A 14052-nucleotide genomic window follows, 5' to 3' on the forward strand; every position below is an offset into this window, starting at 1 on the left:
AAGCAATAGTGAAGGCCCATGAGTTGCTGTGGCATCACTTCATTGAACACATATACGTCACAGATGTGTCACAGGAAGTTAGCCAACAAACAAACATAAAAAAGCAGATCAGTAAATAACTGATCTGCCTTTTTTGTTGCCTGTCATTTCAAAAAGCTCTGTGCCCAAATTGTGCCCACACCGTGCCCAGGGTATTGGAACGTAAGGACCGTATCGAGGCGTTTCTGAATGCACCCGCCAGCGTGACCTACCACCACGCCTATGCCTATGCAGGTGGGTTGCTAGAGCATTCGCTGAACGTCGCGAATAATGCTGTTGCCATGCTGCGCTTAAATGAGCCAGCTATGCCGCGCCTGATGCAGGAAACGTGCTTTGTAGCGGGGCTGTTGCACGATATTGGCAAGACGTATACCTACGACTCGAAAGGCAAGCCTAACGCGGCGTGGAAGCTCTGTAGCCACGATGCGTTTACGCTAGAAGCGTGTGCCTATGGCCTTGCCTATTTAGACCAACATGAGCCTGATATTGCGATGACCTTACGCCATATCTGGACATGCGCTTCCCCGGGCGCGCGTTATGGCCAGCCAGCCGCCATGACACTTGCTCGTTACATTCGTGATGCAGATGGGCAAAGCGCCATGACAGATAACCAACAGCGTGCGTTTCGTAGCAAAAGCCAGTGGGGCTTTAGCCGGATTGGGCAAAACGTTTTCTGGCGGCCAGAGACACCTATGTTGCAGGCACAATAGCGCTAGAGAGTAGAAGCATTAGCCTGCCGCCGACGCTAACGCGTGGCGGCTTTTTTTATGCCTTACTTCGTCTGTCTTACAAACCCTAGGCGGGTCTACTGCTCATGCAGTGGTTCTCTTTTGACGGGTTTTCTTCGCTGGCTTCGATGCCGCCCGCTCCGCCTTGATCCTCTCTAGCAACGCTTCCGCACTGTTCTCCCCGCTGATCAGCTCCGGGTTGTCCTTGCGCCACTGCTCGGTGAGTTCACCCCGGAAAGCCTTGGCCAGGATGGACTGGGTGAGGTTGTTGACACGGGCCAGGGCGTTGTTGACCTGTTGTTCGATGCGGTCGGCGTGGGCGAAGAGTTGGTCTACTCGGCGGACGATTTCGCTTTGTTCATCAACTGGAGGCAGATGAATAGGCATCTTCTTCATTGAGCCAACATTAAAATGTTGCTGAGCGACCCCTACCTGGTTATCCGATACGTTCTTCCGCGCCACCTCGGAGTTCATAAAAATGCATCCAAACTCCGGGAGCAAGTTAGAAGATGGTCGCGCAATAACAAGATCTGAACAGTTGGCTGCACCAAGGGATTTAGGAATTACACATGTAGTTCCCGGAGCGCCGGAACGCACAATCGCCAAATCTCCGGGTTCAAGCCTAGATTTATAGATTTCCTGGTGAAATGCCGGGGATATATAGAGCAGATTTTTGTCAGAATATCTGAATGCCCTTACATTTTGTGATCGCAAGAAAGGTACACCAGATTCTTCATATCGGTTAGCCATGCGCCCAACAAAGCCTACGGTAATCTCGCGGCAGATTTTCTGAAAAGTAGTTTGCTGCCAAGAGTCTAAGCTGGTTCCTTGAGTAGCCCGCCACTCCTCCGTCAACCGCCCACTCACCGCCGCAGCCAGCACGGACTGGCGGAAGCGTTTGAGGATTTGCGGGATGCGTTCGAGGCGGGCTTTGGTGTTTTCCACCTGGGCCAGCAGGGTGTCGAGTTTGTCGGCGATGACTTTTTGTTCGGCGAGGGGGGGGAGAGTCACGGGTGCTTTCGAAAATTTTCCCTTATTGATGATCGTGACTGTCGTTGCAGATGCATTCTCTTGCATCCATGGCTTCAAGGTTTGCAGTTGGTAATAAAAAAAACGGTAATCGACCTGAGAAGACGGCACTATCGTGTTTATTTGCTGGTTTGTGGCACTGATTTGGTTGGTAATGCCTACCTTCCCTAAATTCCCAATACATGTAACGGGAATTGAATTTGCGGGGATGGTTGGAACTAACTTTGCTCCCGCGTCAGTCAGCGTGTCCGCCGTTCGGGTGACGTATCCACCATTATCTAAGTCAGCTGGTTTGATAAACGGAATGCTGCCACCGAAATTATCGGGATTCTTGGTGCTTGGGGTTTTTCCTGTGACAATCTCGCCGACATCGTTCAGCAGAACGCGCAGCCAGCACTGAGGGAAGTCTGCGCTCATCACTTAACCTCACCCATCACTTCCTGCAAAAGCACCCTCGCCCCATCAGCCTCCTCTTCAGCCCCCAACCCCCGCATCAACGCATCCAGCTCGCCCAGCGCCTGAACCAGTTCCCCCATGGCCTCACCCGCCAATACACTCGGCTCCGGCAGGTTGGCGGCATCCACACTGTCGCTGTCCTTCAGCCAGGCAATATCCAGCGAGTCGCCCTTGTGTTCGGCAATCCACTGGCGGCTGAAGCAGCGCCAGCGGCTGTGGCCGAGAATCGCTCCTGCATTCTCGGCACTTCCGCCATCCCTGGCGGTCGGGCAGCGTGGGTCGATGCCTTCGTTTTCGTCGCTGTGTTCGGGCAGTTCGATGTCTTCGGAATGGAAGCTGTATTCGCCCTCTTTGCGCTCACTGTCGCCGTTGGGGCTTTCGCCATACACGTCTTCAAACGGTTTCAGGTGCTGGTCACCAAAGGGTGTGCGTTTGCCGAAGCTGGGCATGTTGGTGCGCAGGTCGTAGACCCAGACGTGTTCGGTGCAGTTCTCTTCCTGGTGCTTATCCGTTGCGCTGCCTTTGGTGACCTTTCCTTTTGTGAAAAAAAGCACGTTGGTTTTCACGCCCTGGGCGTAGAAGATGCCGGTGGGCAGGCGCAGGATGGTGTGCAGGTTGCACTTGTTCATCAAATCCCGGCGCACGTCGGTGCCGACGCCGGCTTCGAACAGTACGTTATCCGGCAGTACCACGGCGGCGCGGCCACCGGGTTTGAGGTTGCGGTAGATGTGCTGCAAAAAGGCCAACTGTTTGTTGCTGGTTTTGTAGGTCAGGTCGTCCCGGGTGATGCTGGCGTCGCCGCCCTTGCTGGTGCCGAAAGGCGGGTTGGCCAGGATCACATCGGCCTTTTCCAGCCCGGCGCCGGTCTGGCCCAGGGCGTTGCCCAGGTGCACCACGCCTTCGGCATCGCCTTCCATGCCGTGCAGCAGGCAGTTCATCAGGGCCAGGCGGCGGGTGCCGGGCACCAGTTCGATGCCCACGTAGGCCTTGGTGGTCTGAAAGGCTTTCTGTTCGGTGGTCAGGTCGTACAGGTCGTCGGTCTGGCCTTTGATGTATTCGTGGGCGGCAATCAGAAACCCTGCCGTGCCCGCGGACGGGTCCTGAATGATCTCCCCGGGCTGCGGTTTCAGGCAGCGCACCATGGTGTTGATCAGGGTGCGGGGGGTGAAGTACTGGCCAGCGCCGGATTTGGTTTCGTTAGCGTTCTTTTCCAGCAGGCCTTCGTACAGATCGCCCAGGCCGTCTTTCTGGGCGCTGAACCAGTCAATCTGATCCAGGGTTTTGATCATCTGCTCCAGGTGCCGGGGTTCGCGCAGGCGGGTTTGGGCGTCGGCGTAGATGGCGCTGATCAGCGGGTCATCGTGTACCAGTGTGCCGTCGCCGTCCTTGCCGGTGGACAGGCTGAGCAGGATGCGTTTGTAGTCGTTCAGCAGGTTGATACCGGATTTGCCGTTCAGGTCACTCCAGCGGCAGCCCTCGGGCAGCGGGTGCTTTTTCAGGGTGCCGGCTTCGGTGTTCTCGTGGACCATCTTGATGAACAGCAGCAGCACCAGTTCGGTGACGTAGTCGGAGTAGTTGATGCCGTCGTCCCGCAGCACGTCGCAGAGGTTCCAGAGTTTCTGGACGATGTCGTTGTTGGTCATGGGTGTTCTCAAGGTTGCTGAATTCAGTGGTAAGGCTGCAGCTCGTTGCTATCGCTGGTCATCAGGCGTAGCAGACGCGGATTGAGGAACAGCTTTTCGTTGCCTGCGGTTTTTTCCTGTAGTACACCAATCTCGACCAGCTGTTTCAGGTAACTGGATGCTGTCTGCCGTTTGGCGATGTCTTTTTCCACCAGGTTGCTGATGCGGCAATAGGGCTGCTCAAAAATGGTCTGGACCAGTTCGTGGCTGTAGATCTTGGGCAGTGCTTGTCTGACATGGTCTTCAGTTTCAGTAATGAGCTTTCTCATGGCGGCGATCTTGGCGCAGGTCCAGGACGATACCTGCTCCACGCCGTTAAGCATAAAGATAATCCACTCCTGCCACTCACCGGTGCGGGTAACCTGGGTCAGTAGGCGGTAGTAATCGTTTTTGTGCTGAACTATGTAGCGGCTCAGGTAGAGTATGGGCAGGGTGAGTAGCCGCTGTTCGATCAGGTAAAGCACATTGACGATACGGCCGGTTCGTCCATTGCCGTCGTGGAACGGATGAATGGCTTCGAACTGGTAATGGCTGATGGCCATTTTGATCAGTGGGTCCGTGTCGTCGTCTGCATGCAGATAGTTTTCCCAGTTGGTGAGCAGGTTGCGAATAACCTCTTCACCAACCGGTGCGGTGTAGATGGTTTCACCGGTTGCCTGATTGCCAATGATGGTCCCGGGTACTTTGCGGACATCCATATCCACGCCTTTCAGCGTGCTGCACACCTCTATAGCGGTGCTCGCGCACAGTGGTTTGCGCTGAAGATGGACGAAGCCCTCATAAAGGGCTGTGCGATATCGGAGCGCTTCTTTGGTGGCCGGATCGGCCCCCTGATCTTCCTGCGAAAACTGAAACAGTTTGTCGGTGGTGGTGACGATGTTCTCGATCTCGGAACTGTCTTTGGCTTCCAGCAGTGGCAGAAGGTTTATCAGCAGTGATTGATTCGGAATCAGCTCACCGGCCTGTTTAAGCTCAGCCAGAGCGGCCCGGGCGGGAATGCAGGCTTTGAGGATGCCCAGAGTTTCGGCCACTTCTTTGGCAGGCGGAAGCGGCGGTAACTGGTTGTAAGGCTGATCCGGTCGCCAGGCCATGTTTAAATTCCTTGAAAATTTCGACAAAGGTGTGTATTTTGGACAGTCTATGTTTATGCGGTAAACATAGCAACGATCTGTGTCGAAAAAATACTGAAAAATCGACACAGGTTAAACCTGTGTCGATTCCATAAGCATGGCTGAATCAGGCACTCCGCTCCGGCCACATCGCCTCGTTCAACTCCTCCAGCACCGTATCCAGCTGCGCCCCCAGCACCTTGTCCATCTGCCTGGCTCCGCCGTCATCGGCAAAGCGATGGTTCACAAACTCACGGTCGATGATGACTTCATGCACCAGCTGTTTGGCCAGGCGTTCCAGCCATTTGCGCTGGTTCGGAGTCCAGTTGTGCTGGGTGTAGATGCGGTCCATGGCTTCGGCCACGCGCTGTTCAAAGGGAATCAGCGGCTCGCCCAGGGCGGCGCGGCGAATGTAGCCGATGATGCTGGCGGCGATATCCTTGTTGGTCTGGTTGCGCACGGCGCTTTGCAGACGGGCTTCGGAGTAGCCGTGGTTGTCCAGCAGCAGTTTTACTTCCCGTAGCTGTTCCCGGGTGAGGTCACGGGGTTTGTTGACGACGACGGCCAGGGCGGCGGACTGGTTGAGCTGCTGTTTGATGAATTCGTTGAAGCTGTCCAGGTAGTCTTCTGGTTTGTCGTGTTCGCCGTAGCTCTGGATACGTTCGCGGATTTCGTCTTCGTGGTCGGAAATCAGCGGCATGTACTCGCTGCCCACCAGGGACTTCACCTCGGCCAGCTGGTTCAGCAGGCCGCTGTGTTGTTTGATGAACTCCGAGGCCTGGCGGGGGCCGAGTTGGTGCAGATGCTGGTGCAGGGACTTGGGTTCCACACCCCAGCTCTGGTGCAGTTCGTCCAGCTTCTGTTTCAGTTCCGGGCGGTTTTCGGCTTTGTTGTCGGCCTTGCGCAGCACTCGCATAAGTTTCTGGCTGAGCTGGCTGAGCACCACATCGGCGTGGCTTTCATCGGGTTGTTCACCGGGGCTGTTGAGGGCCTTTTCCAGTTGCTCGTCGTCGGTGAGCTCGTCCACCAGTTGTTCCAGGGTGATGTTGGGGTCTTTCACCAGGGGCTTCATGGTGTTTACATCCTGCAGGGCGGCGTAGATGTCTACCGGGTCGTAGATGCGGAACACGGTCTTGCCGATCTCGTCGCAGCGGCGGGTGGCGCGGCCGATCATCTGTTCGTACAGGATGCGTGAACGTATCCGGCGCATGAACACCAGGTTGCAGATACGCGGCACGTCGATGCCGGTGGTGAGCAGGTCCACGGTGATGGCGATGTTGGGGTAGCGCTCGTTCTTGTAGCGGCGGATAAGCTGGTCCACCTTGTCGCTCTGGCCGGTGATCTTGGCCACGGCGGCTTCGTTGTACTGGCCGTTGTAGAGATCCTTGAAGGCATCGTCCAGCAGGCGTTTGACCATATCCGCGTGCAGGTCGGTGGCGCAGAAAATCATGGTCTTCTCATCACCAAACGGGTCCAGCTCCTGTACCAGCTGTTCGCAGATCACCCGGTTGAAGTTCTCGTTGATCACCCGGCGGTTGAAGGCGTCGACCTCGAAGGTGAGCTCGTCTTCCAGCTCGGTGGTGTCCACTTCTTTGGTCTGGGTATTTAGCACGGTGACGGAATCGCCTTTCTCAAAGGTGATGCCGTTTTTGGTGAGCAGGGTTTCGTAACGTATGGGCGGTTCATGATCGATCAGCCAGTCATCCGCCACGGCTTCCCGGTAGGAGTAGGTGTACACCGGTTTGCCGAAGATTTCGCTGGTGTGCTTGGCCGGGGTGGCGGTGAGGCCGATTTTCACCGCATCGAAGTAATCCAGTACCCGGCGGTAGCTGGACAGGTACTGGCTGGTGTCCCGCAGGGCCAGTTCGCCTTCGGTCATTTCCTGGTCCAGGGTGTAACCCCGGTGGGCTTCGTCGATGATGATGCAGTCGAACTGGTCGATAGGCGGCGGGTTGTCGCTCATAAAGATACGTTTCACCATGGCCTGCACGGTGGCCACCTGAATGCGGGTTTCCGCTTCAGCGGCCATGTCGCCCAGCTCGGCAACGTTGTAGATCTTGCTGAGGGTGTGGTTCTGTTCCAGCGGTGCTTCGTTGAAGGCGTCGATGGCTTGCTGGCCCAGTGCGGTGCGGTCTACCAGAAACAGGATGCGGTGAAAGCGTTCGGCTTTCAGGAAACGGTACATCAACCCGATGATGGTGCGGGTTTTACCGGTGCCGGTGGCCATGGCCAGCAGCGCGGTGCGCACGCCACGGGCCAGTGCGTGTTCGGTGGCGACAATGGCGTTTTGTTGGTAATCCCGCAGTTTCAGGTAGCCGAAAGGCTCTTCCTTTAACAGCTTCTCGGCGTTTTCCTTGTCCCTTTCCAGCAAATCCAGCAGGCCGCCCGGGGTGTGGAACTGCGGCAGTGCCCGGCGCAGGTTGCTGGGTTCGCGCACATCCCGGAACCAGGTGCCGGACTGTTCCGCCAGTTGCGGAATATAGGGTCGACCGTTGCAGGAATACACAAAGGGCACGTGGTAATGGCCGCTTTCATCGGCAGGCCAGGCGATGGTACGGCCCATCAGTTCCCAGGCGCCGACTAAGGGTGCGTCTACCTTGAAGCCTTTGCTGTAACGTTCGGCCTGGCGGATTTTGCCGGCGACGTTGGTGTTCTCTTTCTTGGCCTCTACCACTGCGATGGGCGTAAGGCCTGCAAATAGCACGTAATCGGCCCGGCCCTTCTTGCCATTGTGATTGGTGGGCCATTCGGCAATCGCGCGATAGGTGCCTTTCTCCGGGCGGGCGCCTTTCTGGAAGGTGATGTCCTGGCTGTCTGCTTCCCAACCGGCGTCCTGCAATTGCTGGTCGATGAGAATGCGGGTGAGTTCTTCGTTCAGTACCAGAGTATCCGTGGCGGCCTTGGTTTGCTTGGCCACCTGCTGGCGCTGTTGATTAACGGTTTGTTCGCCCTGCTCCGTGAGCTTCTGTTGCAGCGCTTTGATCTTTTGCTCGTAGGCCTGCTGCTGTTGGCTCAGGGCCTGTTCGTGCTGGCGGGCCTGTTCCGCCAAAGCGCGGGATTCTTCGTCCATGGCCACGGCCAGGGCTTCGTATTCCGCCTTCTCTTTTTCGATCAGCTGGCTGAGCTGCTGGCTGCCCTCCAGCGCCATGTTGGCGTGTTGCAGATCGTGGCGGAGTTTTTCGATGTCGCTCTGGAGCTGGCGTAGCTGGGCGCTGGGGTCGGCGGGCGGTACGAAGGGGCCGGGTTTGAAGCTGGCACCGGCTTTGCCAAAAGAACGGTGAAACCAGATGGCCAGGGCCCGTGCCACTTTCAGGCCATCCATGGCTTCTTTGTGTTGGGTGCGGAACTGGTGAGTGGCTTTGTTGCCTTCAATCCGCAGGATATGGAACAACTCTTTGATCTGCGGTTCCAGCCGCAATTCCCGGTTCAGGCGGTAAAGAAGCTCCGACTGGCTGGTTTGTTCGTCACATTCGATACCGGAGAGCGCAGCCAGATGTTGAGCAAGCGCTTCGCCTAGCTGGCGGAGTTTGATAAGGGTAGTGTTAGGGTCGCTGGAGAAAGCCCCCTCAGCAGCGGATGCCAACTGCACAAAAAGCGCGTCATGCTCGGCTAGGAAACTAAAATTTGTTGAGATTTGGTCGCTGACTCGCACAAACGGCTCCATGTCATCTGCATTTAGCACTTACTAAGAAAGATTCAGCTTTCAGCATTATGCTACTAATCAATGGACTTTATCAGGGTGGTGCGAAATGACCACCCATAACGCAGCTAAATATACAGAACACTTAATTCATCAGCAGTGCTGCAGGGACAAACCAACCCATAGTTAATGGCGTCACCAAAACATCGTTAGCAACCTGAAAGAGTCGCCCTGCCCGATACGCTATTCCAGCGTTGTACAAGTTGACATGCAGTTCTATGCTTCTTTTGGGGTTACTACATAGGGCAGGGGCAGGCCATGAACAAAAAGAAAATTATGGGCGCACTTTTATTGACGCTGGGTATGACAGGCGATGCCCTCGCAGAGAGTGGCTTCTATGGTGGGACGAGCATCGGTCAGTCAACCATCGATGCCTGTGGCGGTGTCACCAATTGCGACGACACAGATACCAGCTGGAAAATCTTCGGCGGCTGGGAGTTGAATTCGAACATCGTCTTCGAGGCTGCCTGGGTAGATTTTGGTGAGGTCAGTGGGTCTGTAGACGGTTCGGCAGTTAGCGCCGAAGCGGACGGCTGGACGATTGCTGCGAAAGGCATTTTGCCGCTCAACGAGCAGTTCGGCGTGTTCGGCAAACTTGGCGTGATCATGTGGGATATTAAAGGGAGCGGTGCTGCTGCCGGTATTAACGACGATGGTACCGACCTGATGTATGGCCTCGGGGCTCACTACATGTTCACTGACCAGCTCGGCATTGTAGGTGAGTGGGAGTGGTATGATATTGACAATGATAATGACATTGATCTGTTTTCCATCGGGGCAATGTACAAGTTCTAGTCTGCTCGATCACGTACCCAGCAAGAGGGGGAGTTACCTCCCCCTTCTTTGCTCACCTTAGCTGATGTGCTGCCTATCAACGGATAAAGTGTTACCTGATTGTTTTGACCCGCGAGCGGTATTAGAGAGTGAATCGGCAACTTTATATTTGCTAATGCGGGCGGACATTTCTTCGGCCTGCTCATCAAGCGAGCGACTGGCAGCCGCCACTTCTTCGACAAGCGCGGCATTTTGCTGAGTCACCTCTTCTAGTTGACTCATGGCGCGATTAATCTGCTCAACACCGGCTGATTGCTCGTGGGTCGCTGATGCCATTTCTTCCATCAGGCGGGCCACCTTTTGCACACGCTCCGAAATAGTCGTCAAGGAGTTGTTGGTGGATGTCACTAGCTCCTCACCCTCATTAATAGTGGCGATATTATTTTCAATCAGCTGGCGTATTTGGCTGGCCTCCTCAGCACTGCGACTAGCAAGCTTACGCACTTCGCTAGCGACGACAGCAAAGCCTCGACCATGCTCCCCCGCACGCGCGGCCTCTACCGAAGCATTCAAGGCTAATAAATTGGTTTGGAAAGCAATGTTATCAATCGCTGCAATAATTGTCGTGATCTGGTCACTAGATGAATGGATGTTTTGCATGGCTTGTTGTGCTTGCTGGGCAATGGCGGCGGCACCTTCCGCTTCCGTAGCCACATCATGCGTCATGCGTTGCGCTTCATGGGCATTGTCAGCCGTTTGGCGCACAGTAGCAGTGATCTCCTCAAGGCTCGACGCTGTTTGTACTAATGACGCCGCTTGCTCTTCGGTACGTTGTGCCAAATCCTGATTACCTTGGGCAATTTCACCACTGGCCAGTTCTACTGACTGTGCGTTGCGCTTGATCTCTCCAATTAATGCTTCTGTATCTTGTGATGCATCATTGAACGCATGATAAAGCTTAGACAGTTCGTCTGTTCCAGGCACGGTAAGCCGTTGGGTTAAGTCATTGCCTCGTGTAGAGATATTCTTTAACGCCGCGGTTAAAGGACGCGTCAGCGTAAGGACAATCATAGCGGCGGCCGCCACAGCAAACAGTGTGGCTAAGACCGCAATAATCATGAAGCGCCAGAGGGCAAGCTGTGCATCACGTTGCAACGCAGCCGTTGTGGTAATGACTTGTTGCGACACGTTGTCTTCGAGGTTTTTTAGACGGCTGATTTTGACCGTTTGCCACTCAAACCACTCGTTAGGGTCTACGTTATACCCCCCTACATCATATTGCTGAATAGCAAGCTCTCGTCTCTCAATTAAGCGTTCAATTTCCTGGCCACTCAAAGCGTCCGTAAGCTGGCGTCGTTGATCTGCGCCAGCAAAGGCGCGAAAGCCTGTTAAAAAGGCCGCTTCTTCCCCTATCAGTGTTAAATAGCGATTGAGCATCTCAAACGACATACCATCTGCACCAAATGCTGCAGAGAGAATAGCGCGTTCAATGCCGGCCAAATCCTTGGCGTGTAAAAGGTTGAAATAAGCAGCCAGCTGTCGGCTGATCTCCCCTTCGCGGGTTTGCTGAGCAAGCGATCCAATTAACCCCATGAGCTGCTGGTTGATGACTGTATAGTGGCTCAATGCGGCATTGGCCTCGATAGAGAGTTGATCTATTTCTCGGCGTAAGCTGGCTGTTCGCTGCCACTGACGCTCCAGTTGGTCAAGCTGTTCATTAGCCGCTGTACTTAAAACGCCAACCGCCAGGCTTCGACGCTGTTCAATAAATGCCTCCGCTGCAGTATCCGTTTGTGGCCGCTGCTGACTTAATCGTTGACCAAAGGCCTCGCCGCCACTTGCTAAATAACCTGACGACATACCACGCTCAATTTGTATTTGATGTATCAAGTCTCCAGCACTTTGTGCCAGCGCTGTCATGGTTTGGAGCTGTTTTAATTCCCGGACAGTGGCTTGTCTATCAAGCACACCATTGATAGCAAACCATGCTAAGGCAAGTAGAGGGAGGGCGAGCACCAAAGAAAATTTGGCATACATGGGCAGTCTGTTTAATAACGTGTTCATTGCTCAGCTTCCAATCAGCGCATATCAAAAATTAGCTATAATTTGCATGCTAGCAATTTAGCTAGCGATATGCAGCGGTAATTATTCAATACTACTTGCTTAGGAACCGCTGATCAATTCGTCTCTGAGCGGCTAAAGCACTCAGGGCGGCACACTCACCGCGTCAACGGTCACTTTCTGGCCACGGAAGGTGGCCTTTTTACCCTGGCAGCCGGGTTATCCGGCTGCCAGGCCAGATTCAAGACACACTGGCCCCGTCAGCATGGCCCTGGCATCGTCCAGCCAGCACCAAATTGCTGAGGGCGAACAGGGTGAACAGCTGTGCTTGGTTCCTGGCCAGCCCCTTGTAGCGCACCTTCCGGTAGCCGAAGAGGTTCTTGATGACATGAAACGGGTGCTCGACCTTGGCGCGGATGCTGGCCTTGGCCTTCTCGAATTCCAGCAGCAGCGCTTTCATGGGGCTGTCTTCCATCTTCTTGATGGGGCCGCGCCTGGCAGCGACACTGTGGGTCAGTCCGGTGACCGCATCGACACCGACATGGGCCTTCATGCCGAAGTAATACTGCTTACCCTTCCGTAAGCGCTCCACAAACCTTGCAGTTACCCATAAATTTTCTGCCGTCAGATTTCATCCTCTTGACCCTGATGAATCTGCATGATTCGTTGACTGACACCTTCATAAAAACAGGGTGCACGTATGGGGCAGGATTGGGTGGAAACGGAAACCTCTGGGTGTGATCTGGGCGATGTGCGGCTGAACCGGCGCCTGGGAATTATGTTGTCAGCAATCGGAGAGCGGCCGGATAAATCTCTGCCGACTGCATTCCAGGACTGGTCGAATACCAAAGCCGCCTACCGCTTCTTTGCTAACGAAAATGTCAGTGAAGACAAGATTCTCGAGGGTCACTTCGCCGCGTCGGCTTTGCGTATCCAGGCGACTGAGGGGCCGATCTTGATCTTGCAGGACACCACGGAGTTCTCCTTCAAGCGCTCCGCGCCAGAGAAGATTGGATTCACCCATTTATCGACTGGCCGCAAGATGAAGGAGGGGCGCCATCAAAAGCACACGATCTGCGGCTTGTTGATGCATGCCAGCTTAGCAATCACGCCGGATGGGCTGCCGCTTGGTCTGACGTCGGCCAAGTTCTGGTCGCGAAACAGATTTCGGGGGACTACTGCGCTCAAACGTAAGGTCAATCCGACCCGGGTTCCGATCGAGCAGAAGGAAAGCATGCGGTGGCTCGATAATTTGCGCCTTTCCTGCGAACTAACCGGTGCCCCAGAGCGCTGTGTGCATATTGGCGACCGCGAAAGCGACATTTACGAGCTCTATTGTCTGGCCCAGGATCTCGGAACCCGCTTTCTGGTACGGAGCTGCGTCGATCGCCTCGCCGAAGATGGCGACACGACCATCGCAAGAGTGATGGCGGGGGTCCAACCCAGCGGCACGCACGAAATCCGTTTTCGCGATGCGCAGGGTAAGAAACATCAAGCCACACTGACGGTCAGGCATGCAACGATGGCGGTCCGCCCGCCGATCGGAAAACAAAAGAAATACCGGCATCAGCAACTGCAGATCATTCATGCTGAGGAAGTCAATCCGCCAGAAGGCCGCGCACCAATTTTCTGGAAGCTAGTCACGAACCTTCCTGTCGAAACCCACGCTGACGCCGTTCACAAGCTCGAATGGTATGCCTTGCGTTGGACTATCGAGACCTTCTTCAGAACGCTGAAGAGCGGCTGTCGGATCGAGGATGTGCGTCTGACGACGGCCGACCGCCTTGCCAACTGCATCGCACTATGTTGCGTCGTGGCATGGCGTGTGTCGTGGCTTACGATACTCCGGCGCAGATCTCCGGCTACATCGCCTGCCGCCGTTTTCACGGAGACCGAGCGCCGCTTGCTTCTAAGTTCGGTGCCGGAATGTAAGCGTGATGCTCCACTTGATCTGGACTTCTATATCAGAGCCGTCGCACGGCTCGGCGGCTACCTCGACCGCGCCTCCGACGCACCGCCTGGAACTACGGTCATCTGGCGAGGTTTTTCCAGGCTCTCCGATCTCGTTGAAGGCGCCCGGATTGCCAAATATTCAGCATCAAACACTTATGGGTAACTGCAAGTCCACAAACCCCATCTTCTGCCGCTGAGTAGTGTCCGTCAGACTGGTGTCATTCGATAGCAAGGAGGACACCATGACCGACCTGACCTCGACACAGGCCTACTGGCTGGGCCACCTGTTCCATGCCTCCTCCCGGCAACTGGCGCTGAGTGAATACGCCGAGGAGCAAGGACTGGAACTGGCGTCACTGCTGGCGTGGGAGCAGCGCCTGGAGGTACAGGGCGTGCTCGTGCCACCTCGCCACCGGCCGCTGCGCTTCGTCGCCGTGGAGGTGGCCCGATGATCCGGCCGGACACCCGGCTGCGCGTCTACCTGTGTCGCGAGCCGGTCGACATGCGCAAGCAGATCGATG

9 protein-coding genes and 1 pseudogene are annotated in these 14052 nt (G+C 55.4%); 4 read left to right on the forward strand and 6 right to left on the reverse strand.

The genetic code is table 11. The features are described from left to right. Positions 1–194: 194 nt before the first annotated feature. Positions 195–749, forward strand: coding sequence for an HD domain-containing protein (locus CWI66_RS16055; protein WP_232710968.1), 555 nt, complete (start codon positions 195–197; stop codon positions 747–749). Positions 750–851: 102 nt separating this feature from the next. Here CWI66_RS16055 and CWI66_RS16060 read toward each other — a convergent pair whose 3' ends face one another. The 4 genes from CWI66_RS16060 to hsdR form a co-directional block, all read right to left on the reverse strand. Next, positions 852–2213, reverse strand: a complete 1362-nt coding sequence (locus CWI66_RS16060; protein ID WP_198517604.1) for a restriction endonuclease subunit S — start codon at positions 2211–2213, stop codon at positions 852–854. Continuing rightward, complete coding sequence (locus CWI66_RS16065) at positions 2213–3895, reverse strand: class I SAM-dependent DNA methyltransferase (protein WP_100732238.1); 1683 nt, start codon at positions 3893–3895, stop codon at positions 2213–2215. The genes CWI66_RS16060 and CWI66_RS16065 overlap by 1 nt, the downstream gene beginning before the upstream one ends. Before the next feature lie 23 nt (positions 3896–3918). Continuing rightward, on the reverse strand, positions 3919–5025 hold the full coding sequence (gene fic / locus CWI66_RS16070; protein WP_100732239.1) for a protein adenylyltransferase Fic: 1107 nt from the start codon (positions 5023–5025) through the stop codon (positions 3919–3921). A 145-nt stretch (positions 5026–5170) separates the two neighbouring features. After that, entirely contained in the window at positions 5171–8707 is a 3537-nt protein-coding gene (gene hsdR / locus CWI66_RS16075) for a type I restriction-modification system endonuclease (protein ID WP_100732240.1), read from the reverse strand. A 294-nt stretch (positions 8708–9001) separates the two neighbouring features. On the opposite strand from hsdR, the gene CWI66_RS16080 reads away from it, so the two are divergent. Further along, positions 9002–9538 (forward strand): outer membrane beta-barrel protein, encoded by a 537-nt coding sequence (locus CWI66_RS16080; protein ID WP_100732241.1) that lies wholly within the window; start codon positions 9002–9004, stop codon positions 9536–9538. Between the two features lie 57 nt (positions 9539–9595). Here the strand turns inward: CWI66_RS16080 and CWI66_RS16085 are convergent, their stop codons facing one another. Together CWI66_RS16085 and CWI66_RS16090 are read right to left on the reverse strand one after the other, a co-directional pair. Next, positions 9596–11581: a methyl-accepting chemotaxis protein gene (locus tag CWI66_RS16085; RefSeq protein ID WP_100732242.1), complete on the reverse strand. Its 1986-nt coding sequence runs from the start codon at positions 11579–11581 to the stop codon at positions 9596–9598. Between the two features lie 238 nt (positions 11582–11819). Beyond that, positions 11820–12170 (reverse strand): annotated as a pseudogene (locus CWI66_RS16090) (transposase); the annotation flags it as partial. A gap of 108 nt (positions 12171–12278) precedes the next feature. Between CWI66_RS16090 and CWI66_RS16095 the strand changes: the two are divergent. Together CWI66_RS16095 and CWI66_RS16100 are read left to right on the forward strand one after the other, a co-directional pair. Continuing rightward, a complete protein-coding gene (locus CWI66_RS16095) occupies positions 12279–13694 on the forward strand; it encodes an IS4 family transposase (protein ID WP_100732243.1) in 1416 nt (471 codons plus the stop codon). A gap of 79 nt (positions 13695–13773) precedes the next feature. After that, a complete protein-coding gene (locus CWI66_RS16100) occupies positions 13774–13983 on the forward strand; it encodes a hypothetical protein (protein WP_100732244.1) in 210 nt (69 codons plus the stop codon). Positions 13984–14052 lie beyond the last annotated feature (69 nt).

Origin of the sequence: Halomonas sp. 141 (assembly GCF_002810305.1) — a bacterium.
Lineage (GTDB): Bacteria > Pseudomonadota > Gammaproteobacteria > Pseudomonadales > Halomonadaceae > Vreelandella > Vreelandella stevensii.

Excerpts from the sequence above, each read along its gene's own strand:
- CWI66_RS16060 (WP_198517604.1), bottom strand. The coding sequence starts at position 2,213 with ATGAGCGCAGACTTCCCTCAGTGCTGGCTGCGCGTTCTGCTGAACGAT.
- CWI66_RS16065 (WP_100732238.1), bottom strand. The coding sequence starts at position 3,895 with ATGACCAACAACGACATCGTCCAGAAACTCTGGAACCTCTGCGACGTG.
- fic (WP_100732239.1), bottom strand. The coding sequence starts at position 5,025 with ATGGCCTGGCGACCGGATCAGCCTTACAACCAGTTACCGCCGCTTCCG.
- hsdR (WP_100732240.1), bottom strand. The coding sequence starts at position 8,707 with ATGGAGCCGTTTGTGCGAGTCAGCGACCAAATCTCAACAAATTTTAGT.
- CWI66_RS16080 (WP_100732241.1), top strand. The coding sequence starts at position 9,002 with ATGAACAAAAAGAAAATTATGGGCGCACTTTTATTGACGCTGGGTATG.
- CWI66_RS16085 (WP_100732242.1), bottom strand. The coding sequence starts at position 11,581 with ATGAACACGTTATTAAACAGACTGCCCATGTATGCCAAATTTTCTTTG.
- CWI66_RS16095 (WP_100732243.1), top strand. The coding sequence starts at position 12,279 with ATGGGGCAGGATTGGGTGGAAACGGAAACCTCTGGGTGTGATCTGGGC.
- CWI66_RS16100 (WP_100732244.1), top strand. The coding sequence starts at position 13,774 with ATGACCGACCTGACCTCGACACAGGCCTACTGGCTGGGCCACCTGTTC.